The organism is Cystobacter fuscus DSM 2262 (genome assembly GCF_000335475.2).
In the GTDB taxonomy this organism is placed as follows: domain Bacteria; phylum Myxococcota; class Myxococcia; order Myxococcales; family Myxococcaceae; genus Cystobacter; species Cystobacter fuscus.
On sequence record NZ_ANAH02000004.1, the window covers coordinates 333,795 to 356,190 of the forward strand.

A 22,396-nucleotide genomic window follows, 5' to 3' on the forward strand; every position below is an offset into this window, starting at 1 on the left:
TCCTCCGGCGCGATCTTGATCGGGGCATGCAGCTGCATGTCCTCGAAGCCCTCGAACTGGAGGGTCAGGGTGCAGGGCGCCGCCAGGAGCGTGTCTTCCCGATGCCTTCGTAGGCGATGCTCCAAGCCGGACGAGGCGAAGCAACTGTTCGACGCGGCGGAGCGGACGTGGGGTCCGGTCACGGTGCTGGTGAACAACGCGGGGGTGGGGCAGCGCCTGGAGACGATCGCGAAGACGGACGACGCCCTCTACGAGCGCATCACCCGAGGCCGCGCTCAGCGCGCGGAGACGGGCAATATTGGAAGCGGCGGGAAGCGAACCCGCGCTGGGCGGTGCGAAAACTCTAGCAGATTCGCGCCCTTACCTCGTAACCGTCCGGAATGCTTGGGAGTCGATATCCCGCCGCGTCCCACCCTGTCCCGCCCCGTTCCAGGTCATTCCGCATGTTCATGCGACATACGCGCGACATGGCGAGGGTGTGCTGCCCACCGTTGGGCTGTTCAGAACTGAGTGGCTTGCCGCGCCCTTGGCCGTTCTGAATGTGCAGCTCGCTCCCAGTGCCCTTCCTTGCCGGAATTCTACCCACAGCACCCGCATACCCGGCCCGCGCACCTCAAGCGGAGCCCTCGGCCGTTGGGGCATGCTTTGACGCGCCATGCATTGAAGGAATTGCGTGAGCAGTACCGGGCTTTCGTCGCGGCGATCCGAGAGGCGGCCGCGCGGTGGAAGCTGGGAGACTTCTCAGCCCCCTTTCCTCTTTTCTCCTTCCCGCCTCGGGTTGTGCCGGGCCGCGTTGCTCGAATTCTTTGACACCCTCTCGTGCCTCTCGGGGCCAACACGCACCTTCACGCGAACGACAGGCAGGCGCTGGAGCGGCTGTGCCGCTATGGAGCACGTGGATCGTTGGCGCTGGTGCGTTTGTCACGAGCGGAGGACGGCCTTAAGGCTGTGCCTTGACCGGCATCCGAAAGGGCGCGCCGAGCCGGTTGAAGGCGTTCATCGCGGCGATCGCGATCGTGAGATCGACGAGATCCTTCGGCTCGAACGCAGCGGCTGCCGCGGCATAGGCTTCGTCGGAGGCATGAGTTTCGCTGACTCGCGTCACTTCTTCCGCCCATGCGAGCGCCGCGCGATACTGCGGTGGGAACAAGTGCGGCACTTCAGCCCAAACCGGTACGAGCGCCACCTTGTCCACTGGCATGGTCTTGAGCAGGTCGCGCGTGTGCAGATCGATGCAATGCGCGCAGCCGTTAATCTGGGACACCCGCAGGAACACCAGATGGATCATTTCCTCCGGCAGGTTGGTGCCGGTGGCGACATAATGATGCACACCGAACAGCGCCTGCGCTCCTTTCGGCGCCACTTCGTGCCAGACCAGCCTCTTGATCTCGTTCATGCCTGCTTCCTTTGTCAGCGGCGTCCAAGCGACGCTCGCTGCATTGACGAAGCGGGCCGTCCGTTGTGTGACACGCCGTGGAAAATTTTCGATCAGCGTGCGATCGTGTCACAATGTGGCGGGCTGACTCGCCACATCAGCAAATCCAAAGAGGAGCCGTGAGTGACGAGGAGCGAGAGCGAGAAGGTGGCGAGCCAAGCGCCGCAGCAGACCCCGCGCCTTTCGGACTTTCAACGAGAACGTAAGCGGCTGGTACGCCTGGCGTACCGTATGCTCGGGTCGTTCAGCGAAGCCGAGGATGTCGTGCAGGATGCCTGGCTCAAATGGGAGCAAGTCGAAGGCGGCGTCAATGCCCCGGCGGCCTATCTGACGCGCATCGTCACGCGCCTGTGCCTCGATCAGCTGAAATCGGCACGCGCGCGCCGGGAAACTTATGTCGGGCCGTGGCTACCGGACCCGCTGATGGGCTCGACTGACCCCGATGAGGCCATCGCCGACGACATCACGGTCACGCTGATGCTCGCGATGGAGCGCTTGTCGCCGCTGGAACGGGCGGCGTTCCTGCTCCACGACGTGTTCGACGTTGCACTGAATGACGTCGCCGTGACGCTCAGCCGGGAGCCTGCGGCGGTTCGCCAGTTGGCTTCGCGCGCGCGCAAGCATGTGCAGGCCGCCCGGCCGCGCTTTAGCGTCGAAGCGGCAGAGGCGAACCGCATGACGCAAGCCTTCTTCGTTGCCGCGCGCGACGGTGACATCGCAGCGCTCGCCTCGCTGTTGGCGAATGAGGTCGAGATCCACACCGATGGCGGAGGTAAGGTCTTGGCCTTCCGCAACATCATCCGCGGTCTCGATCGTGCGCTGCGCCTGTTCGCCGGGCTTCGGCGCAAGAACGCGACGTCGCCCACATTGCTGCATACCTCCGTCATTGATGGCTTGCCGGGCTACATCAGTATCGACCGCGGTGTCGTGCAGACAACCGCGCTCGATATTCGTGACGGAAGGATCGCGGCGATCTACATCGTCCGGAACCCCGATAAGCTAAGGCATCTGGGGAAGCCGATCCAAGAGCATCCATTGGCCTGAAATCTGCGCGAGACTGACGATCGAACTCACCGGCGGCAGGGCAATGTCGGGAGGTCACAGGCCAGGAGGCCCCTGTCCTTCGTCTCCAGGGCCTGCGCCACCAGCGCCCCCACCTCCTTCCTCTCCCCCGCGGGGACGGGGCCAGCGCGGGCAGATCGGCCTCGAAGCGGCGGGAAGCGAACCCGCCGCCTGGCACTCCCAGAGGGCGGGAGGAGCGCCTCGGAGATTCGCGGACCGCAGCTTGGCGTTGGCTTGCATCAGGAGTCGAGTCCGCCCGTGGCCGGGTTCGTCACGCTGGGAGCAGTTCATGGCCGAGCTGCGCGAGGTGCATCTCGGGAAGCCGGCGAAGCGCGAGGGCCCATCCGTCGCCGAGCAGCTCCAGGCCGCCCACGAAACCGTCCGCGCCCGGCAGTCCGCGAAGAAGTCCTCGCGGTAGGCAGCGAGACAGGCCATACGATCGCGCCCTTCCACGCAGGAGGCCTCTTCATGAATCGCCGAATCGCCGTGCTCGCAGGATGCATCGCCGCGCTCACCCTGGCCGCATGTGCCGCCTCGACGCCGCCGGCCACGCCCGCACCGCCGCCCGCTCCGCCTCCCACCGGGGCCCAGGCCGAAATCCAGGCGGAGACCCGCGTGACGGGGAGCGTGTTCTATCGCGAGCGCATTGCCCTCACGCCGGACGCCGTCCTCCAGGTGGACGTGGTGGAGTCCGCGTCCCCGGGAGGCACGGAGACGGTGGTCGGAACGCAGACGATCCAGAGCCCCGGCCAGGTGCCCATCGCCTTCTCGGTGGCGGTGCCCTCGGACCGCATCCGCCCCGACGCGACGTACACCCTGCGGGCGCGCATCACGGACGCCGGGCGGGCCTACGGCACGCCCACGCCCATTCCCGTCCTCACCCAGGGCCACCCGAGCCAGGACGTGCAGGTCCTCGTGCGCATCGGCGGTTGACGCGCGGTAGGCTGGGGCCTCCCAGACTGTGCACCGGGCTGATTGGCGTTGGCTTGCATCAGGAGTCGAGGTGCAGCCGGTCCTGGACCACTCACGGCGTCCTCGCAGCCATGGAGCGGCCCGGTGACGGCCATCGTCGGCTGGCCGGGCTTGCGGTGCAGGGCCTTGACCACGGTCGAGGGCACGCAACAAGCCCGCTACCGCGAGCGCGCCACCAGCAGGCAGGCCGGTGCCCACCAGTAAGGGTAGAGCTGTTGGCGATCGACTCGTCCGAAGCCCGCCTCGCGCATCAACTGCTCCCAATCGGCCATCGGGTTCTCGAAGGTGGTGCGGGTGGCGCCGCGATCCACGTAGCCGAACATCACCGGCATCAGGAAGCCCTGGGAGACGGCCTCGTAGCTGGCGCCCACGTACTCGGCGAGCCCCGCCCGGTAGCGGGTGAGGACATGCCTCACCAGCTCGGGTTTCAGTGGCTCGTCCATGCGCGGAGCATCGAACTCGGCCAGCAACAGCACTTCGCAGTGTGAGCGCAGCCAGCGCAGCATCGCGGGCCGAGCAGGCGGAGGCAGGTTGTGCAGGCTGAAGGTGGCCTGCGCCACGGCCCATCGCCGCGACTGCATGCCGGGCTCGGCGGTGAACGCCTGTAACACCCCGGAGAAGGTCTCGAAGGCCACCCCTCGCGCGGAGAGCGCCCGGGTCGTGTTCTCGAGCAGCGCAGCCGCGGGCTCCACCAGGGTCACCCGCCGCACCGCGGGCGTCAGCGCGGGCAGCAGCGCCAGTCCGTCGCCGACGCCGATGTCGAGCAGGTCGAATGGTTCGCTGGGATGGAAGCGCACCAGGGCGGCGCTCGTCTCCCGGTACAGCGGCACGTTGCCGCCCCCGCGAATGAAGGCACCGAAGCCCTCCGCCGACACATAGACGTTGCTCTTGCCCTCCCGAGCCACCCGCGCGAGGTGGGCCGCGGCCGCGCGAGGCAGCAGATCCTCCGGCGAGGCCCGCGATGCGTCTTGCGCGAAGGTGGCCGCCTGCGCATAGCGCTCATCCGCGAAGGCCAGCATCGCCAGGTAGAGGAGCGCCTCGGGTGAGAAAGCTCTCGCGCGAGCGGCGGCCTCGAGTCCCCCGGCTCGGTACTGGCCCCAGATATCGACGAGTTCATCACCCATGGTCATTGGCCTTCCTGATCAGCCGAGGAAGCGCCGCTCCCAGCGCCGCACGTCCTCAAGAGTGAAATCGAGATTACGACCACGTTCCTCGTGATACAGCCAGGGCTCCAACAAGCACGCCAGCTCCCGATAGGACGGGAGAACCTGTCCCCGCTCGGTGTCCCCTGCCTCGGGCCAGGGCCCTAGAGTCACGACCGCTCGTCCGCCCTCCATCTCCTGAACGGCCGTCTCCGCGGAAAAGAGGCGAGAGCGAAGCCCCTCCGTGCCACCCACCTCTCCCAACACGGGTAGGCCCAGGAACGTCAGCCAATGCGGTGCCCGTATCCTCGTACCGACCTTCCACGAGTGCTCCCCCAGGTCTGGGAGGTCCAAGCCCGGGTGGCGGAAGCATCGCTCGCGGACTTCACGGAGAACGCCTGGCAGATCGAATTCACCGATGAAGGACAGACCCGCGTGGCCAGAGCAGAAGGGCAATGGGGCCGCCAGTTCCAGGATCAACTCCCGCATCCTCTTGGGCCCTTGTTCTTCCAGGTACTCCGTGGGCCAGGAAAAACTCACCAGGCTGACGGTGTTGCCCGGGTCGCGCCAGGGCAGACGGGCCCGATAGAAGAAGCCATAACCACTGACCCCCGTGGTTCCACCCGACAACTCCACGGCACGCTCGAATTGATTCTTGATGTATCGGTGGGCCTCCTGGGGATTCTCGATGTCATCGAGGAAGCGATCCCCTCGGGGTGGAGCCATCACGGCGCGAATGATCTCCCAGTTGTCGTCGTCCAGTGGGAAGGGCTCGGTCTCGAGGTCATACCACTCGGAGAGGACCTCAGGCCCTTGTCCGATGGTGCTCAGGTAGAAGTCGAGCGCCTGACGCACGGAGAGCGCGAGGTCATGGTGGTCGAAGGGCAGATGCAGGACGAGCCGGACCACTTCACGCCGGAGCAGGCGCTCTTGTCCCGACTGGGACGAGTCGATGCGGATGCGAGGAATGGGGTGGCTCACCAAGCGGAGCAGGAGTACCGGTGAACGCCTCGCTCGTCCACCCACTCTCCCCACGCCCCTCGAAACCGAGGGGGACCTCGCCGCCTCAGGCGGCCTGGGCCACGCGTCCGGCCGAGGCGCGCGCGGCGGCCACCGCCGCGTCGATGTCCAGCTTGCCGCTCGAGCTCACCTTGCCCTTGAGGTCCGGATCCTTCTCCGTGGTGGCCACCAACATGTCGCGCACCTCGGCGGCCGTCAGCTTCGGGTTCTCCACGAACATCAGCGCCGCGACGGCCGCCACGCGCGGGGTCGCCATCGACGTGCCGCTCATCTCCTCCCAGTCGCCGCCGGGCACCGTGCTCAGCACGTCCTCGCCCACCGCCGCCATCTCCACCACCTTGTCCCCGTGCGAGGAGTAGCGCGCCAGTTTGTCATTGCGCTTGTCCATGGACGCCACCGTCAGCACGTTGGGCAGGTCCAGGTTCGCCGGGAAGTCCTTCACGTTGTTCATGTTGCTGCCATTGCCATTCGCCGTGGCCGCCACCAGCAGGATGTCCGCGTCCGCCAGCTTTTGCACTGCCTCCTTCCAGCGCTTCTGTGAGGCCGCGTCCCGGTACTCGTCGCCGAAGCTCGCGTTCACCGCGCGGATGTTCGCCCCCTTGCTCTTCAGGTCCACCACGTAGTCCACCGAGCGCTCGAAGTTGGTGAGCAGATCCGCCCCGTCGTAAATCCCTCCCACCGACAGGATCTGCGCCTTGCCCGCCGCCACGCCGGTGTTGCCCTGCCCGTTGTCCGCCGCCGCGATGATGCCCGCCACGTGCGTGCCGTGATCCATGCCCTCGCCCCGGAGCGGATCCCCCGAGCCAAAGCCCACGTTGAAGCCGTGGATGTCGTCCTGGATGCCATTGCCATCGTTGTCGAGGCCATCACCGGCGACCTCCCAGGGGTTGGTCCACATGGAGTCCTTCAGGTCCGTGTGGTTCCAGTCCACGCCGCCATCGAACACGGCCACCACCGGCGGGCCCGACAAGGGCACCTGCTTGGAGTCCGCCACGCTCTTCAGTGACGCGGTCTTCGACAGCAGCGCGGCGGGCGGCGTCTCCGTGCCGCTCGGGCGCCGGCCCGTGGGCCGATCCACGAAGTTCGAGCGCGCGTCGAAACCAGCCGCCTTCGGAGCCGAGGCACGGGGAGCCTCGACCGGAGCGCGCTCGGCCGGCGCCTCGGTGCGCACGCGCGACGACGGGAGGGACGAGGTGGAGATCTTGGAGAGGGTCGTCATGGTGGATACCTCGGGAGGGCCGTCGGAGGGGGATGGTGTGTGAGCCTGACTCCTGATTTGTCGGCGCATGGCGTCAAATGTTTCCCCATTCTGTATATTTCATGATTTCCACCTACATTTACCTCCCGGCACTCACCTCTCGAGAGCCGAGAAGATCGGGCCTACCCTCACCCCTTCACCGTTTGGACGAGAGTGGGTCCCCATGAAACGCCGTCCCTCGCGCCACGTGGCGGGCGCGCTCCTGTGGCTGTGGCTGGCCGCATGTCAAAGACAGACACCGGAGCTCCCGCCCCCGAGCCCTCCACTACCGCCCGGCAGCGCCGTCCTGCTCGCGGTGGGGGACATCGCGAGCTGCGACTCGGAGGGGGACGAGGCCACGGCGGCGATGCTGGACGTGCTGCCCGGGGAGATCGCCACGCTGGGGGACACCGTCTACCCGGAGGGCACGGCGGAGGCCTTCGCCCGGTGCTACGCGCCCTCGTGGGGGCGGCACAAGGCGAGAACGCACCCGGTACCGGGCAATCACGACTACCTCGTGCCGGGGGCGGAGCCGTACTTCGACTACTTCGGCGCGGCCGCGGGGGCTCGGGGCCAGGGCTATTACAGCTACGAGGTGGGCGCCTGGCACGTGGTGGCGCTCAACACCGAGCTCGGCGCGGAGGCGTTCGAGGCGCAGGTGCGCTGGTTGCGAGAGGACCTGAAGGCGCACCCGGCGCGCTGCACGCTGGCGTACATGCACCGGCCCCTGTTCACGTCGATGCGGGCGCGCGACAACGCCTTCGTGCGGCCCTTGTGGGAGGCGCTGTACGAGGCGGGCGCGGAGGTGGTGCTCGCGGGCCATGATCACTTCTACGAGCGCTTCGCGCCCCAGACGCCCGGCGGCGAGGTGGATGCCGGGCGTGGCCTGCGCGAGTTCGTGGTGGGCACGGGAGGCCGGTCCTTCTATCCCCTGGAGCCCGCTCCGGCGAGCAGCGAGCGGCGCATCGGCGACCGCTACGGCCTGTTGCGGCTCACGCTGGAGGAGGGCACGTATGGCTGGGAGTTCCTCCAGGTGGGCGGGGGCATCGGGGATCAGGGCCGGGGCACGTGTCACTGAGCGCCCCGGGGCCCGAGTGCCTCCGGCCCGCGCTCACTTCTTCTTCACCAGCTTCACCTTCGCGGGCTTCTTCGCCCCCCGGCACACGGGGTGGGGCTTCTTCTGCGCCTCGGCGAGCACGTACGAGCGCTTGCCGCTGCACGCCACGCGCAGCTCCGGGTTGTCCTCCCGGGGCACGCGGAACACCTTGGCGCTCGCGCCACGCAGTTGCTCGTGCTGCCACCACACGTTGGCGCGATCCTTCCCGTACATCCCCTCGCCACACTCCGCGGCGGGCAGCCGCCCCTGCACCGAGGCGAAGGTGGGCGCATGCGCCCCCTCGAGCGAGCGCGTGCCGAAGAAGACGCGGCCCGAGTAGCGCACGAAGCCGCACCCCAGCTCCTCGTACCCCGCCCCCTCGTCGCGCGGCACGGCGATGAAGGCGGGCAGCGCGGGCCGGTCCGTGTGGTTGAGGTAGAAGAAGCGCGCGTCGCGCGGCCGGCACCCCTCTCCCATCTCGAAGGTCTCCGCGTCCGCCAGGTCCAGGCGCGTGAGCACCTCGCCGCGCTCGCCGCCCGGCTCCTCCTCGGTGTCACCCGCCGCCAGCGGCTTGTGCCAGTAGATGCTCGTGGCGTAGCGGAAGAAGCCGCACCCGAGCGGCTTGAAGGAGTCCGGCGCGAAGGGGATGGCCGGTCTGTCCTTGAGTGGACGTTGCAGCAGCAGGGTGCAGCCCCGCCGTACCCGCGTCCCATCGGCGTAGAAGCCGTGCCCGAGTGGCTGCAACTGGCCCTCGAGCGGGCCCACGTCCTTGTTCCCGCAGTGGGTGATGGTCTCCTCCACGGGCGGAGGAGCGGATTGGATCCCATCGGTGCGCTCGGCCGCGGGTGACTCGGCCGCGGGAGCCGCCGTCGGGGGCGCCTCGTCCTGGGCGGATGCGAAGGAGCCCATGGGGAGCGTTCCCACCAGGAACGCCAGGGGGACCCCGAACCGTCGCCACGGATGCTTCGTGCTTCCCATATGGCGGCGCATCATGGCGTGTCTTGGCGCCCGAGCGGGAAGAAACCCGCGTGCACGCCCCGTGCGCCCCGGACGCACGCACGGAAGGCGGGCACTCGGGGCCCGGCGGGGGGGCCGCATGGTAGCGTGGACCCGTCTTCCCCGAATTCCGGAACAGCCCCCATGCGAACGTCCGTCCTCCCCCTTCCGCGACTCACGCCGCTGCTGCTGGCGGCGCTGGTGGCCCTGTCGGGCTGCCCCGCTCCCACCGAGGTCTACACCGAGGTCGAGTTCGACGTGACGGTGCCTCCGGAGACTCCCGTGAGCGCCCAGGTCTTCCTCCAGGGCGAGCACCCCGCCTTCCGGGCCTCCGCGCGAGGCCTGGAGCTCTTCTACCAGGGCGGCCAGCTCTTCTCGGCGCGGGCGAAGCTGCCCGAGGGTGAGGAGGTCACCTTCACGGCGAAGCTCTTCTCGCCCGAGGAGCAGGTGCCGCTGGAGCGCTCGGGTCAGCCGGCGGGCTCCTGGCGCTACGCCGCGCGCGCCGACGAGGAGAAGGCGGGCTTCACCGTGGAGCGCTGGGGTCCGCCCGAGGGGCTCACCGGCCCCCAGACGGTCTTCCTCGTCACGGTGCCGGCGACGACGCCTCCGGACGACGTCCTCTGGTTGTCCGGCAATCAACCCGAGCTGGGGAATTGGAATCCAGCAGGCGTGAAGCTTCACAAGGCCATGGACAACATGTACGCCACTTCCCTGTCCTTCCAACCAGGGACATCATTGGAATTCAAGGCGACGCGCGGTTCGTGGGCGACGGTGGAAAAGGACATGCTCGGACAAGAGATCGACAATCACGTGTTCAAGACCGGGGAGGACTACGAGCACGTCCCGTTCTCCGTGGAGTGGTGGGCGGACTTCGGCAGCGTGCCGCCCCCCCAGGTCCGCACCGGCGACATCGAGTACCTGGTCGCGGTGAAGCCCAAGGATCCGACGCTCCGGGAGCGCGACGTCATCGTGTGGCTGCCGCCCGGCTATGATCAGCCAGAGAACGCGTCGCGCCGCTACCCCGTGCTGTACATGCACGACGGGCAGAACCTGATGGACGCCACCACGGCGGCGTACTCCCGGGAATGGAACGTGGACGAGACGGCGCAGCGGCTCGTCGAGGCGGGTGAGGTGGAGCCGCTCATCATCGTGGGCGTCTACAACGCCGAGGAGGAGCGCATCGCCGAGTACACGCCGGTGCCCTTCCCGCCCAACTACCCCGACGCCGGCCGCGCGGACGCGTATGGCAGGTTCCTCGTGGAGGAGCTCAAGCCGCGCATCGACGCCAGGTACCGCACCCGCAAGGACGCGGCCTCCACGGGCCTGGCCGGCTCATCGCTCGGGGGGCTCGTGTCGCTCTACCTGGGCCTCGAGTACCCCAACACCTTCACCCGGCTGGGCGTCATCTCGCCCTCGGTATGGTGGGCGGACCGGGACATCATCCAGCGTGTGGAACAGCTCAGCGGCCCGCTGCCCCTGCGCATCTGGGAGGACATCGGCACCGACGAGGGCTCGGGCCCCGAGGCGGAGACGGTGACCGACGCCGAGGACCTGTACAAGGCCCTGAAGGCCAAGGGCTGGAGCGACGCGAACCTGAAGTACACCGTGGTGCCGGGCGGCCGGCACAACGAGAGGGCCTGGTCCCAGCGCTTCGGAGACATCCTGCGCTTCCTCTTCCCGCCCACGCCCTGACGGGGCCGCTCACTCCCCGTCGTGCCCCTCCCAGAGGGGGGCAGGGCGCTCGGCCCGGGGTGGCTCCATGAGGCCCGCCACCTCGGGGGAGTAGCCCCCCGGCCCCTCACCATGGGCGAGCAGGGGAGGCCGCACCGCGAGCCCCCGCTGCCGGTCACGCACCGCGTGCACGAGGAAGCGCGTGGCGGGAGCGCCCGCGCGCGCGTGCACGAAGCGCAGGGCCATGGGGTGGAGCCTCGCCGCGCTCAGCAGCCCGAGCACCTCGGCCACCCGCGCCGCCGGGTAGATGAGGCTCACCCGCCCCCCGGGCGGCAGCGAGTGCCGGGCGGCGGCCACCACCGCGGCCGCGTCACACGTCAGCTCCTGCTTGGACACGGCCCGCTCGTCGTCCGGGCTGCGCACCCCCGCGTGGGCCGGGCGGAAGGGCGGATTGGACACCACGTGCGCGTACGCCCCCGAGGCCCAGGACGTGCGGGCCTCGCGCAGGTCCCCGAGCACCGGCCGCACCCGCCCGTCACAGCCGTTGAGCGCCACGGCGCGCGTGAGGCGCGCATGCACCTCGGGCTGCAGCTCCAGCGCGTCCACGGGGCCCAGGCCGAACTGGCACGCGAGCAGGAAGGACACCACGCCACTGCCCGCCCCGAGCTCCAACAGCGGCCCCTCCACCTGTCCCGCCTCGGTGGCCGCGAAGGCCGCCAGGAGCACCGCGTCCAGGGTGAAGCGGTAGCCGCCCCGGCGCTGCCACACGCGCACGCCCGCGGTGCCAATCGAGTCGAGCGTCTCGTCGGATGAAAAAGCAGGAGTGCTCACGCCCCGCGGATCCTCCCACACAACTGTCGGACCCAGGGCGCCCGCTCTATCCAACCGTGCACACGCCCGTGCTCGCCTGGACGTTTCCCGGCTGGCCCTCCCGGCGCGGGTGCACACCCTGGTGGCCATGATCCGATTTGCTGGAAGCTCCGTCGTCCTCCTGGCGCTCGTGGCGAGCGGCTGTGACACCTCGCAGGCGCCGTGCACCGAGTCCTGCCCGGACATCTCCGGCGTGTACTCCATCGAGAACACCACGCCCGCGGGTGAGTGCGGCTTCAGCCCCTACCTGCTGCCGCCCAGCGTGCGGCTCGAACAGACCCGCGACGGGCGCGGGGTGCTCTTCCACGTCATCGATCCCACCACGCAGATAGAGGTGCCCCTGTCCGGCGACGTCTACGCGCCCACGTCCGGGGAGGAGGAGGGCCTGCTCGGCTCGTTCCGGATCGACAGCCGCACCACCCGGCTCGCCCGCTCCGGGAGCGACGAGCTCGTGACACTCGACGTGACCGTCATGGGCTCGGTGTCCCAGGTCGAGGACCGCCGGGTGCTGACGGCGACGGTGAACACCACGGACGCGCAGAGCGGCCAGGGCTGCACCGCCACGCTGTCGGTGATGGGCGAGAGCCGCTAGGCCCCTCCCCGGCGGGCCTACTTGCGCGAGCCCGCCATGCGCTCGGCCAGGTCGATGACCTTCGCCTCGACGTTGGAGTCATCCAGCTTGTCGATCTCCACGAGGCCCGTGGGGCTGGTGACGTTGACCTCGGTGAGCCAGTCGCCGATGACATCGATGCCCACCAGGTACAGGCCCCGCTCCTGGAGCGAGGGCTTGAGCCGGGCGCAGATCTCCCGCTCGCGCGCGGTGAGGCTGGTCTTCACGGGGGTGCCGCCGGCGGCCATGTTGCCCCGGTGGTCGTCCTGGGCGGGCACGCGGAGCACGGCGCCACACGGCTCGCCGTCCACGAGGATGATGCGCTTGTCGCCCTGGCGGCTCTCGGGCAGGTAGGCCTGGGCGACGATCGCCTTGCGGCCTCCGACCGTCAGCACCTCCAGGAGCGAGCGCAGGTTGCGATCCCCCGGCTGCATGAAGACGATGCCCTGGCCGCCAAAGCCCTCCACCGGCTTGAGGATGGTGCCCGCGGGGTGGCCGGCGACGAAGCGCGAGAGTTGCGCCATGTCGCGCGAGATGAGCGTCTCCGGCATCAGCTCCGGAAAGCGCAGGCCGAAGAGCTTCTCGTTGGCGTCGCGGATGCCGGTGGGGTTGTTGATGAAGACGGGCCCCCGGCTGTTGTGCAGCTCCACCAGGTGGGTGGCCTGGATGAAGTCGGCATCGACGGGCGGATCCTTGCGCATGAAGAGGGCGTCGAGCGAGGACAGGGGATGGAAGTCCTCATGGAGCACGTCGAAGTGGCGGCCGGGCTCGCGGCGCACGGTGACGGTGCGCATGCGCGCCTCGGCGCTCGAGCCGCTGAAGCGCAGCCAGGGCTGCTCGAAGTAGCGCACCTGGTGACCACGGCGCTGGGCCTCGAGCATGAGCGCGAAGGTGGAGTCGTGATCCACGCGCACCGACTCGAGGGGGTCCATGAGGAAGCCGAAGGTGAGCGCGGCCATGAAGTACGCCTCCAGGGAGAAAGGGACAGCCCGTGAGTAGACGGATGAAGCCGGGCAAGCGACAGAAAAAGCAAGGGGGAGGGGGTCTTGCCGCCAGCGCCCGGCCTCGGGGACGCTCGGGGGCATGCCCTCTCCTCGTCCCGAGTCCGCCGCTCCCCCCGCCCTGGAGCGGCACCAGCGCCGACGCGAGCAGGGCATTCCCACCCTCACGGTGCTGGCGGGCCCTCCCGGCGCGGCCCTGGCCCTGTGGCGCCGCTGGCTCGACACGCGCGGCCAGAGCCTGTGCGTCTGCGCGAGCACCACCCCGGAAGGCCTGCTGCGCGAGTGGATGGAGGCGCTCGGCCAGGCGCGCTCGCCCACCACCGACGCGGCGGAGCACCTCGGGGCCGCCGCGGGGCTGCGCCCGGGCGAGCTGGCCTCACGGCTGAAGGGCAAGACGGCACACGAGCGCGGCGTCCTGCTCCAGGCGCTGCTTCCCTCGCTGGCTCCCGGGGACGTGTCCGCCGCGTGCCGCGCCCTGCTCCAGCTTCCACAAGTTGTCCCCAATTCCGCCGGGCCCCTGGACGCGGTGCTGGCCGCGTGTGAGGGGGACGCGTTGCGCGCGCTCGGGGCGATGCATGCGCTCGTGCCGGGCGGGGCGGCACCGGCGATCCTGGTGTGGGAGACGGGCACGGAGGCGGGGTGGCTCGAGCGGGCGGCCCGCGTCTGCGCTCGGGCGTGTGAGGGCGTGCCCTCGCTCGTGGTGGCGCTCCAGGCCGAGCGCTCCGGGTTGGAGGCGTATCTGCGCGGTCCGGAGAGCCACACGCGGGCGCTCGTGCGCGAGGGCCGGGTGGAACTCACGGTGCCGTCCGCCGAGGAGCTGGTGCGACGGCTGGAAGCGCAGGGCGTGCACAAGGCCCGCGCCCTGGAGGCCCCCCTGCGGCAACTGGCGGCCGACGGGATTCCGGACGAGGTGCTCACCCGCTACGGAGAGGCGGCCCGGAAGCTCGAGGTGGCGGACCAGGAGTCCGAGGCGGCGGACGGGGCGCGCAGCGAGGCCGAGCGCTTCCTGTATGGGGTGCTCGACTCCCTGCCGGCCACCCGGGGCCTCTTCGAGCTCAATGCCAAGGCGGAGTTCCGGCTCCGGGGCCGGCCGGTGGAGGTGGACTTCCTCTCGCGTCGGCTGCGGCTGGCCGTCGAGGTGGACGGCTACCACCACTTCCGGGACGCGGAGCGCTACCGCCGGGACAGGCGCAAGGACCTGGCGCTGCAGCGGCATGGCTACTGGGTGCTGCGCTTCCTGGCCGACGACGTGGTGGCCAGGTTCGAGGAAATCCGCGACACTCTGCTGGAAGTCATCTCGATCCGGCGACAGGACCTCGGAGGTCCACCGCCGCGAGGGGAGGGTGGAGATGCAGGGCTCTGAGGTGTCTCGGGTGGGAGAGCTGGTGTTGGTCTGGCTGTTGACGCGGGCGGAGGGCAAGGGGGCGCGCAGCGCGGTGTCCAGCGCGCTCAAGCCCTTCACGGCCCACCGCTGGAGTCCCGGCGAGTGGAGCACCCAGCTCGACGCGGCGCTGGGCGCGCTCCAGGAGGCGGGTCTCATCGAGCAGACGGCGCGCAAGGGCCTGGGCCTCACGAAGGAGGGCAGGGCGCGGGCGCTCGAGTTCCTCGGCGAGCCTCGCCTGCCCAAGGGACTCACCTGGAAGAAGCTGCGGCTCACCTGGCTCACGGCGCGCGCGTTGGACTTGCCCAGCAGCCAGGGCGAGAAGCTGGGAAAGGCGGGGCACCTGCGCGCGGTGCTCGTGCAGAAGCAGCTCGGCCTGGAGCGGGTGGGCGCGCGCACGCTCAAGCAGGTGCAGGACGAGTTGTGCTGGAAGCAGCTCGGCGTGACGACGGACAAGCCCTTCACGCTCGCGGCGGTGCAATCGCTGCTGCTCGGCCAGGTGCTCCAGTCCTCGCGCGAGGTGAAGGCGTCCCAGGCGCTGGATCAGCTCGCGGCCCGGAAGGTGGGCGCGCGGCGCACGGACGCGGAGAGCCTGCGACTGGCGGCCCTTCAAGCCTGGGTGCTGCCCGCCTCGTCCCCCGCGCCCCAGGCCACCGCGGCGCCCGCTCCGACGCGAGCACCGGAGCCCGTACCGGCTCCCGTCCCGGCCCCCGCGCCGCACACTCTCGACGAGAGTCTGCCCGCCTTCGCCGAGCGCGTGGTGAGCACCGCCCGGGCGGCCAAGAGCGGATGGTTCGGGGATGATCGCGTCTTCATCTCCCATGTGTGGCGGGCCCTGGGTGATCCCACCCTGGACGAGCACACCTTCAAGAACCGGCTCATCGAGGCCAACCAGAAGCGCCTGCTGTCGCTCAGCCGCGCCGACATGGTGAACCTGATGGATCCAGCGGATGTCTCCGCCTCGGAGACCCGCTACCTCGGTGCCACCTTCCACTTCATCGCCCTGTAACGCTTCCACATCTCGTCCGGCTCCCGGGGGAACGCCGATGAACCCACACGACTCGCGCCTCGCCGCCTTCCTGTCCGATCGCACCGAGGTCTTCCACTCCATCCAGCACCGCCACGAGGTGTGGCGCGAAGACCCCTTCGACGTGGAGTCCATCCACCAGGAAGCGCGCACCACCTTCGAGCGCATGCTCCAGCGTGCCACCACGCCTCCCGGGACGCCCTCGGGGCGCATCCTGCTGCTGCTCGGTGACTCGGGGTGCGGCAAGACGCACCTCATGCGCACCTTCCGCTCGCTCGTGCATGAGCGCTCGCTCGGCTTCGTGGGCTACATGCAGATGACGACGTCCGCGACCAACTACGGCCGCTACGTCCTGTCCAACCTCATCGACTCGCTCGATCAGCCCTATTGCGAGCCGGGCGAGCCCCGCTCCGGACTGCGCAAACTCTCCGATGTGCTGCTCGCCCAGTGCGGTCCGGTGGCCGCCCTGCTCGCGGACCCCGAGCAGGATCCCGAGGAGATCCCCGTCCTGGTGGAGAGCGCCGCGGATGACCTGCAGAAGCAGCCCGCCTTCGAGAAGCTCGACCTGGACCTCCTGCGCGCGCTGCTCTACCTGCAACGCGATGACACGCGCATCCGCAGCCGGGTGCTCAAGTACCTGCGCTGCGAGGATCTCTCCGCCAATGATCGCAAGGTGCTCGGCGGGATGGTGCCTCGCACCTACGACAACCATCCCCAGGAGATGGTGCAGCACCTGGGCCGGCTCATGGCCACCCTGAACCAGTCCCTCGTGTTGTGCGTGGACCAGTTGGAGGGCTTCGACATCGAGGACGCGAATCCTCAAGCGTTCCGGCAGGCCATGCACCTGCTGTGTGACTTCGCCGAGCGCGCGCCCTCGTCCCTCATCGTCATCAGCTGCCTGCACACCTTCTGGAAAGGGCTTAGGGACAAGCTCCAGAACTCCATCCTGGATCGCATCGAGCGCGATCCCGAGCCCCTCAAGCTGGAGAATCAGCGCTCGGCCGACGAAGCACGCCGCATCACCGAGCGTCGGCTGGAGCACCTCTACTCGACGGAGGATGCTCCCTTCGACCCCGCCGAGCCCACGTATCCCTTTCCCCACGAGGGCTTCGAGCGCCTCTCGGGTCTGACGACGCGCGAAGTGCTCGATGCCTGCCGGCTCTGGCGTGAGCAGGCAGTGCGTGCACAGGCCCTGCCCGAGCGGTTTCCCCTGCAGGACGCACCGAAGGAGACCCCGCCTCCCCGCCCCGAGACCAAGAAGCTGCTCGCGCTGGATCAAGCCTGGAACGACTTCCGCTCCACCCACGCCACGCCTCCGCCCGAGGAGGATGGCAAGCTGGCCGAGCTGCTCGTGTGGGCGCTCAAGGCGAGCGCGGACGAGCTGGAGACAGGCCACCGCTTCGACGTGCGGCGCCTCGGCGAGGTGCTCCAGGTGGATGTCTCCCCCGGTGACGAGAAGCTGCACGTGGCGCTCTGCAACCGGGGCACGCGAGGCGGAGGGCTCGCCAACCAGATCGAACAGGTCCGCAAGGAGTCTCGGGGCCGCACGCCCGTGGTCATCCGCACCAGCGACTTCCCGAGCAATCCCACGACCCAGGCCGCCGCGGAGCTCGGCAAGCTGTTGAGCAAGGGCGGCCGCCGCGCGGTGCTCGAGGACAGCGACAGCCGCACCCTGATCGCCCTGCGCGCCTTCCGCGAGGAACACGGCTCCCGCCCGGACTTCGCCGCCTGGTTGCGCTCCTCCCGGCCCCTCACCCAGCTCAAGCCCCTGCGCGACATCCTCTCGTTGGATCAACTGCGCTCGGGTGGCCCCCAGCCCACCAAGGTCATCGAGTTCCCCAAGCCCGCGTCGGCGCGCTCCGCCCCCCGGGCCCTCCCCGAGGACGCCGCTTCCACCGAGGAGGCCTCGCTCACGGAGACCGCCCGCTACGGCGTCCCCATCCAGCCGGCGGGCACTCCGAGCACCGACGACGTCTCGCTCACGGAGACCGCCCGCTACGGCGTCCCCATCCAGCCGGTGAGCCCACCCCGCGCCCCGCCGCCCCCGCGCCCCGAGTCCCCGCGCAAGCGCGAGCCCGTGCGCGTCGGCGAGACGGACAGCCTCCTGCGCGAGCCGGTGGTCTTCGCCCCCGACGAGTTCACCCGGCACGCCGCGTTCCTCGGCGGCTCGGGCAGTGGCAAGACGACGCTCGCGCTCAACATCATCGAGCAGCTCTCCTTGCAGGGCGTGCCCACCATTCTCGTGGATCGCAAGGGAGACCTCGCGGGCTACGCCTCCGACGCCTTCTGGACGGGCACCGTGGGCGACCCGCGCCGGGCCATGCGGCAGGGCGCGCTGCGCGATCGGCTCGACGTGGCGCTCTTCACCCCGGGCCATCCCGAAGGCCGTCCGCTCGCCATCCCCATCGTCCCGGATGGGCTCGACGCCCTGCCGGACTTCGACCGACAGCAGGCCACGCGCCACGCCGCCGAGGCGCTCGCGGGCATGCTGGACTACCGCCAGAGCCCCAAGGACAAGTCCTGCCGCACGCTGCTCGCCCAGGCCATCGATCAGTACGTGCAGCTCACGCGCGAGAGCGTCTCCCTGGAGCGGCTCGTGAAGTTCATCGGGGACAAGGATCCACGCCTGGTCAACGCCGTGGGGCGCCTGGACGTGAAGCTCTTCGACAAGCTCGCCGATGACCTGGACCGGCTGCGGCTCGACGCCAAGATGCTGCTCGACAGCGGGGCGGAGAAGCTCGACATGGACTTGCTGCTCGGCCGGGGTGCCCACGCGCTGCCGGGCCGCACGCGCCTGAGCATCGTCAGCACCAAGTTCCTCGGGGACAACAACAACGTGCTCTTCTGGGTGTCCCAGCTGCTCATCGAGGTGACGCGCTGGCTCAGCCGCAATCCCTCTCCCACGTTGCAGGCGGCGATGCTCTTCGACGAGGCGGACCTGTACCTGCCCGCCATGCGCCAGCCGTCCACCAAGCAGCCCATGGAGAACCTGCTCAAGCGCGCGCGCTCGGGAGGACTGGGGCTGATGCTCGCCACGCAGAGCCCGGGAGACTTCGACTACAAGTGCCGCGACAACATCCGCGCCTGGTTCATCGGGCGGGTGAAGGAGAAGGTGTCGCTGGACAAGATGAAGCCCATGCTCAGCGAGGCCCGGGTGGATCCCGCGAGGATTCCCGGCCAGGCCACCGGCGAGTTCCACGTGGCCCGGGATGGCCGGGTGGATCGCGTGAAGGCCGAGCCCTCGGCGCTGGCCACCGAGCAGCTCTCCGACGACGAGCTGTTGCGGCTGGCCGCGCGCACCCGCGAGTCCAGGCACCTCTCCTCCTGAGGCCTCTCCGGGGCTCCAGAAACGACCTTCCCCGCGAGGCCCCGCGTCGTGCGCGGGTCCTGGCGGGGAAGGAAGATGCGGCTCAGGGGGTGCGGCTCAGGAGATGTTCATCTTGAAGGCGGTGGCCTTGACCTGCTCCATGATGATGTCCTTGGAGGAGGTGCCCGCCACGCCCTGAGTCCCGCCGCTGCCACCGGGCGCGCTGGCGAGGATCTTGTTCAGATCGGCCATGTTGATGTGGACGTCGCCACCCTTGCCCTTGCCGCCGTCGATGACCCTGGCCATGGACGGGTGGGCGAGCATGAACTGGGCGGCCTGCTGCAGCCGGGGAGGAGCGCCGTTGGCCGGGTTGGCCAGCTGCCGGAGCTCGGACGCGCCGATGTTGCCGTCACCCGAGCCCTTGCCCTTGCCGTTCATGCCGATGCCCTCGGCCACGGCGAAGTGGTTCTTGAGCTCCTGGGCCGCTCCGTACACGTCCATCGGCTTCGCCTGCGTGGGGCTCGAGAAGGTGCCGGAGGCGGTGGCGGGGCTCATCGCCGTCGTCGGGGCGCTGGGCAGGCCCGCGGCCTGGTTGAAGATGCCCATGAGGCTGTTGCCGCCCTGGGGGCTAGCAGGAGCGTTGGCCATCATGGGCGTGCCCTGGTTGCCGGCAGGAGCATTGGCCATCATCTTCTGCAGGTCAGCGCGGTTGATGTGCACATCGCCGCCCTTGCCCTTGGCGCCGTCGATGACCTTGGCCATGGCGGGGTGAGCGAGCAGGAACTGGGCGGCCTGCTGCAGCTCGGCGGGGGCGCCGCTCTTCGGGTTGGCCAGGTTCTTGAGCTCGGACAGGCCGATGTTGCCATCACCCGAGCCCTTGCCCTTGCCGTTCATGCCGATGCCCTCGGCCACGGCGAAGTGCTTGTCGAGCGCGGAGGCCGCCTTGTAGACGTCCATGCCACCCGTGGCACCGGGCTGCTGCATTCCCATGGGCTGCTGCATGGGCGCGGAGCCGGCGATGGGGCTGGAGCCCAGGAGCGAGGCCATCGCGGAGGACATCGTCTGCGCCATGTTCTGCAGGTTCTGCAGCTGCGACTGGGCGTTGGCCGTGGGGGCGGGCGCGTTGCCGAGGAGGTTCTGGAGCTGCGACTGGGCCGCCGAGGGTCCGGCGCCGCTGCCCGCGGGCGCGTTGGCGAGCAGCTTGTTCAGGTCATTCATGTTGATGTGGACGTCGCCGCCCTTGCCCTTGGCGCCGTCGATGACCTTGGCCATGGCGGGGTGAGCGAGCAGGAACTGGGCGGCCTGCTGCAACTGGGCGGGAGCGCCGTTGGCCGGGTTGGCCAGCTGCTTGAGCTCGCCCAGGCCGATGTTGCCGTCGCCGGAGCCCTTGCCCTTGCCGTTGGTGCCGATGCCCTCGGCCACGCCAAAGTGGCTCTTGAGCGCCTGGGCCGCGCCATACACGTCCATCGGCGCCCCCTGCGTGGGACTCGAGAAGGTGCCGGAGGCGGTGGCGGGGCTCATCGCCGTCGTCGGGGCGCTCGTGGGGCTGCCGCCACCGATGGGGCTGGAGCCCAGGAGCGAGGCCATCGCGGAGGACATCATCGGGGCGAGATTGTTGGAGGCCGTCGGCATGGCGCCGCTGCCCGCGGGCGCGCCGGCCATCAGCTTCTGCAGGTCAGCGCGGTTGATGTGAACTTCGCCACCCTTGCCCTTGGCGCCGTCGATGACCTTGGCCATGGCCGGGTGCTCCAGCAGGAACTTGGCGGCCTGCTGCAGCTCGGGGGGAGCGCCGCTGGCCGGGTTGGCCAGGTTCTTCAGCTCGCCCAGGCCGATGTTGCCGTCCCCGGAGCCCTTGCCCTTGCCGTTGGTGCCGATGCCCTCGGCCACGGCGAAGTGCTTGTCGAGCGCGGAGGCCGCCTTGTAGACGTCCATTCCACCCGGGGCCGCACCCCCCGAGAGGTTCACCGGCGCCTGGCTCTGCGCCTGCATCATGCCGTCCTTGGGCAGCGCCGCGCCGGTCTGCTGCGTGGCGGCGGTGAGCACCTGCCCCAGCTGATTGATGGCCTGCGCCAGCTGAGCCGCCACCTGAGTCGCCTGAGCCGGGTTGGGAAGGTCGTTGGTGACGGTGGTGGTGGTGGTGGTCTGCGTGGTGCGGATCGTGGTCATGGACGGGATCCCAGGAGGGAGAGGGGAGTTCGAGAAACGTCGATAAGCGCGAAGGGGGGTTGTGCAGGTGATGTGCCAAACAAAGACTACCAGGGGCACTGGAAAAGTGGAAGAGGGGGAAACTCCCGGAACCACTGCCCTTACAGGGAGATACAGAGGGGAGTCCCCTCGCGACACACATCGACGGGCGGGGGTAGGGCCGCGGGGGGCGATCACCTCCGGTGACGGCAGTCACCATCGGCCCGTGAGAAACCCCTCGCTGCGAGGGGAGGAGGGAGATGACGGCAGTCACCGCCTGGTGACGACAGTCACCACCCGAAGGCATGCGACGACCCCTCTCACCTCCCGAGAAATCGCATATCAGGAGGCGTTGCTCCGCTCGATTCTCGAGAAATGGTGCTCGGAATCCCAACCCTTGCAGGAGCCGCGCCGCAATGCCTTCCCGGGGCTCAGGGGGAGGGGAAGAACTCGCCCACCTGCTTCTCGCTCCAGAACCACAGACGTTCGATCTGCTCGCGGTCCTCGGCGAGCCTGGACACGGGGGCGGGCTTGCGGCGGTAGAAGTACTCCCCGGACACGCCGGACACCTCGTCGCTGGTGGCGAGGAACACGGAGGTGTCGGCGCCCTGCTCGGGGGTGATGAAGACATAGGAGAGCAGCTTCATGATGGCCCTTCCCCCGCCCGTGTCGCGGTCCACGCCGAGCTGGGTGCCCACCGCGCCGGGATGCAAGCAATTGGCGGTGACGGAGGTGCCGCGCATCCGGTAGGCGAGCCCCTTGGTGAACAGGATGTTGGCGAGCTTGGACTGGGCGTAGCCGCGCCAGACGCTGTAGCCGCGCGTGAAGTGGGGATCGGCCCAGTGGATGTTGCCCACGCGGTGGGCGCCCGAGGACACGGTGACGACGCGGCCCTGGGGCGCGCGCTTGAGCGGCTCGAGCAACAGGAGCGTCAGCAGGAAGTGGCCCAGGTGGTTCACGCCGAGCTGGGCCTCGAAGCCGTCCCGGGTCGTCTCGCGCTTGAGTGACACCACGCCCGCGTTGTTGATGAGCACATCCACCACCGGGTGGCGCTCGCGCACCGCGCTCGCGAAGGCACGGATGCTCTCGAGCGAGCCCAGGTCACACGGCAGGAGCTCGAGCTGATGGGAGCCGCTGCGCTCGCGGGCGAGCTTCAACGCGGCCTCTCCGCGCTCGGCGCTGCGACAGGCCATCACGACGGTGGCGCCTTGGCGGGCCAGCTCCACCGTGGTGGCGAGTCCCACTCCCGAATTGGCGCCTGTCACGATCACGGTCTTGTTCTTCATCCGTCCGACTCCTGGCTGGGGGTATCCGGAAAGGGGGGGGCTCCGGATGGCCATCGGGGCCATCTAGCACGGCGGTCCGCCATGGGAACGGGTGGCCGG

18 protein-coding genes are annotated in these 22,396 nt (G+C 69.4%); 9 read left to right on the forward strand and 9 right to left on the reverse strand.

Annotated features, from left to right (window positions below; translation table 11 throughout):
- Nucleotides 1-940: 940 nt before the first annotated feature.
- On the reverse strand, nt 941-1,396 hold the full coding sequence (locus tag D187_RS06060; protein WP_002621435.1) for a carboxymuconolactone decarboxylase family protein: 456 nt from the start codon (nt 1,394-1,396) through the stop codon (nt 941-943).
- 162 nt (nt 1,397-1,558) lie between these two features.
- Here D187_RS06060 and D187_RS06065 point away from each other — a divergent pair, with 162 nt between their 5' ends.
- The 3 genes from D187_RS06065 (at nt 1,559) to D187_RS06075 (ending at nt 3,430) form a co-directional block, all read left to right on the forward strand.
- Nucleotides 1,559-2,479 (forward strand): sigma-70 family RNA polymerase sigma factor, encoded by a 921-nt coding sequence (locus tag D187_RS06065; RefSeq protein WP_081713580.1) that lies wholly within the window; start codon nt 1,559-1,561, stop codon nt 2,477-2,479.
- A 307-nt stretch (nt 2,480-2,786) separates the two neighbouring features.
- The gene (locus tag D187_RS58670) at nt 2,787-2,915 is read left to right on the forward strand and encodes a hypothetical protein (RefSeq protein ID WP_002621438.1); all 129 of its coding nucleotides are present in this window, start codon (nt 2,787-2,789) and stop codon (nt 2,913-2,915) included.
- Between the two features lie 50 nt (nt 2,916-2,965).
- Nucleotides 2,966-3,430 (forward strand): YbaY family lipoprotein, encoded by a 465-nt coding sequence (locus tag D187_RS06075; RefSeq protein ID WP_002621439.1) that lies wholly within the window; start codon nt 2,966-2,968, stop codon nt 3,428-3,430.
- A gap of 197 nt (nt 3,431-3,627) precedes the next feature.
- On the opposite strand, the gene D187_RS06080 is transcribed toward D187_RS06075, so the two are convergent.
- The 3 genes from D187_RS06080 to D187_RS06090 form a co-directional block, all read right to left on the reverse strand.
- On the reverse strand, nt 3,628-4,593 hold the full coding sequence (locus D187_RS06080) for a class I SAM-dependent methyltransferase (protein WP_043428768.1): 966 nt from the start codon (nt 4,591-4,593) through the stop codon (nt 3,628-3,630).
- Nucleotides 4,594-4,611: 18 nt separating this feature from the next.
- Nucleotides 4,612-5,592, reverse strand: a complete 981-nt coding sequence (locus D187_RS06085; protein ID WP_002621442.1) for a DUF3396 domain-containing protein — start codon at nt 5,590-5,592, stop codon at nt 4,612-4,614.
- Nucleotides 5,593-5,677: 85 nt separating this feature from the next.
- Entirely contained in the window at nt 5,678-6,850 is a 1,173-nt protein-coding gene (locus D187_RS06090) for a S8 family peptidase (RefSeq protein ID WP_002621443.1), read from the reverse strand.
- Between the two features lie 202 nt (nt 6,851-7,052).
- Here D187_RS06090 and D187_RS06095 point away from each other — a divergent pair, with 202 nt between their 5' ends.
- Nucleotides 7,053-7,946, forward strand: coding sequence for a metallophosphoesterase family protein (locus tag D187_RS06095; protein ID WP_002621444.1), 894 nt, complete (start codon nt 7,053-7,055; stop codon nt 7,944-7,946).
- Between the two features lie 33 nt (nt 7,947-7,979).
- Here the strand turns inward: D187_RS06095 and D187_RS06100 are convergent, their stop codons facing one another.
- On the reverse strand, nt 7,980-8,873 hold the full coding sequence (locus tag D187_RS06100) for a hypothetical protein (RefSeq protein ID WP_002621445.1): 894 nt from the start codon (nt 8,871-8,873) through the stop codon (nt 7,980-7,982).
- A 231-nt stretch (nt 8,874-9,104) separates the two neighbouring features.
- On the opposite strand from D187_RS06100, the gene D187_RS06105 reads away from it, so the two are divergent.
- Entirely contained in the window at nt 9,105-10,652 is a 1,548-nt protein-coding gene (locus D187_RS06105; RefSeq protein WP_002621446.1) for an alpha/beta hydrolase-fold protein, read from the forward strand.
- A 9-nt stretch (nt 10,653-10,661) separates the two neighbouring features.
- Here the strand turns inward: D187_RS06105 and D187_RS06110 are convergent, their stop codons facing one another.
- On the reverse strand, nt 10,662-11,462 hold the full coding sequence (locus tag D187_RS06110) for a tRNA1(Val) (adenine(37)-N6)-methyltransferase (protein ID WP_002621447.1): 801 nt from the start codon (nt 11,460-11,462) through the stop codon (nt 10,662-10,664).
- 127 nt (nt 11,463-11,589) lie between these two features.
- On the opposite strand from D187_RS06110, the gene D187_RS06115 reads away from it, so the two are divergent.
- The gene (locus D187_RS06115; RefSeq protein ID WP_155893194.1) at nt 11,590-12,093 is read left to right on the forward strand and encodes a hypothetical protein; all 504 of its coding nucleotides are present in this window, start codon (nt 11,590-11,592) and stop codon (nt 12,091-12,093) included.
- Nucleotides 12,094-12,110: 17 nt separating this feature from the next.
- Here D187_RS06115 and gshB read toward each other — a convergent pair whose 3' ends face one another.
- Entirely contained in the window at nt 12,111-13,070 is a 960-nt protein-coding gene (gene gshB / locus D187_RS06120; RefSeq protein ID WP_002621449.1) for a glutathione synthase, read from the reverse strand.
- A 124-nt stretch (nt 13,071-13,194) separates the two neighbouring features.
- Here gshB and D187_RS06125 point away from each other — a divergent pair, with 124 nt between their 5' ends.
- Genes D187_RS06125 through D187_RS06135 form a run of 3 tightly spaced genes read left to right on the forward strand, consistent with a single transcriptional unit; the run spans nt 13,195 to nt 18,848 of the window.
- Nucleotides 13,195-14,475 (forward strand): DUF559 domain-containing protein, encoded by a 1,281-nt coding sequence (locus D187_RS06125; RefSeq protein ID WP_002621450.1) that lies wholly within the window; start codon nt 13,195-13,197, stop codon nt 14,473-14,475.
- Complete coding sequence (locus D187_RS06130) at nt 14,462-15,502, forward strand: helix-turn-helix domain-containing protein (RefSeq protein WP_002621451.1); 1,041 nt, start codon at nt 14,462-14,464, stop codon at nt 15,500-15,502. Before D187_RS06125 ends, D187_RS06130 begins: the two co-directional genes overlap by 14 nt.
- Nucleotides 15,503-15,539: 37 nt before the next feature.
- On the forward strand, nt 15,540-18,848 hold the full coding sequence (locus D187_RS06135; protein WP_002621452.1) for a helicase HerA-like domain-containing protein: 3,309 nt from the start codon (nt 15,540-15,542) through the stop codon (nt 18,846-18,848).
- 96 nt (nt 18,849-18,944) lie between these two features.
- On the opposite strand, the gene D187_RS49490 is transcribed toward D187_RS06135, so the two are convergent.
- A complete protein-coding gene (locus D187_RS49490) occupies nt 18,945-20,993 on the reverse strand; it encodes a hypothetical protein (RefSeq protein WP_002621453.1) in 2,049 nt (682 codons plus the stop codon).
- A gap of 449 nt (nt 20,994-21,442) precedes the next feature.
- A complete protein-coding gene (locus D187_RS06145) occupies nt 21,443-22,297 on the reverse strand; it encodes an SDR family oxidoreductase (protein ID WP_002621455.1) in 855 nt (284 codons plus the stop codon).
- Nucleotides 22,298-22,396: the final 99 nt, after the last annotated feature.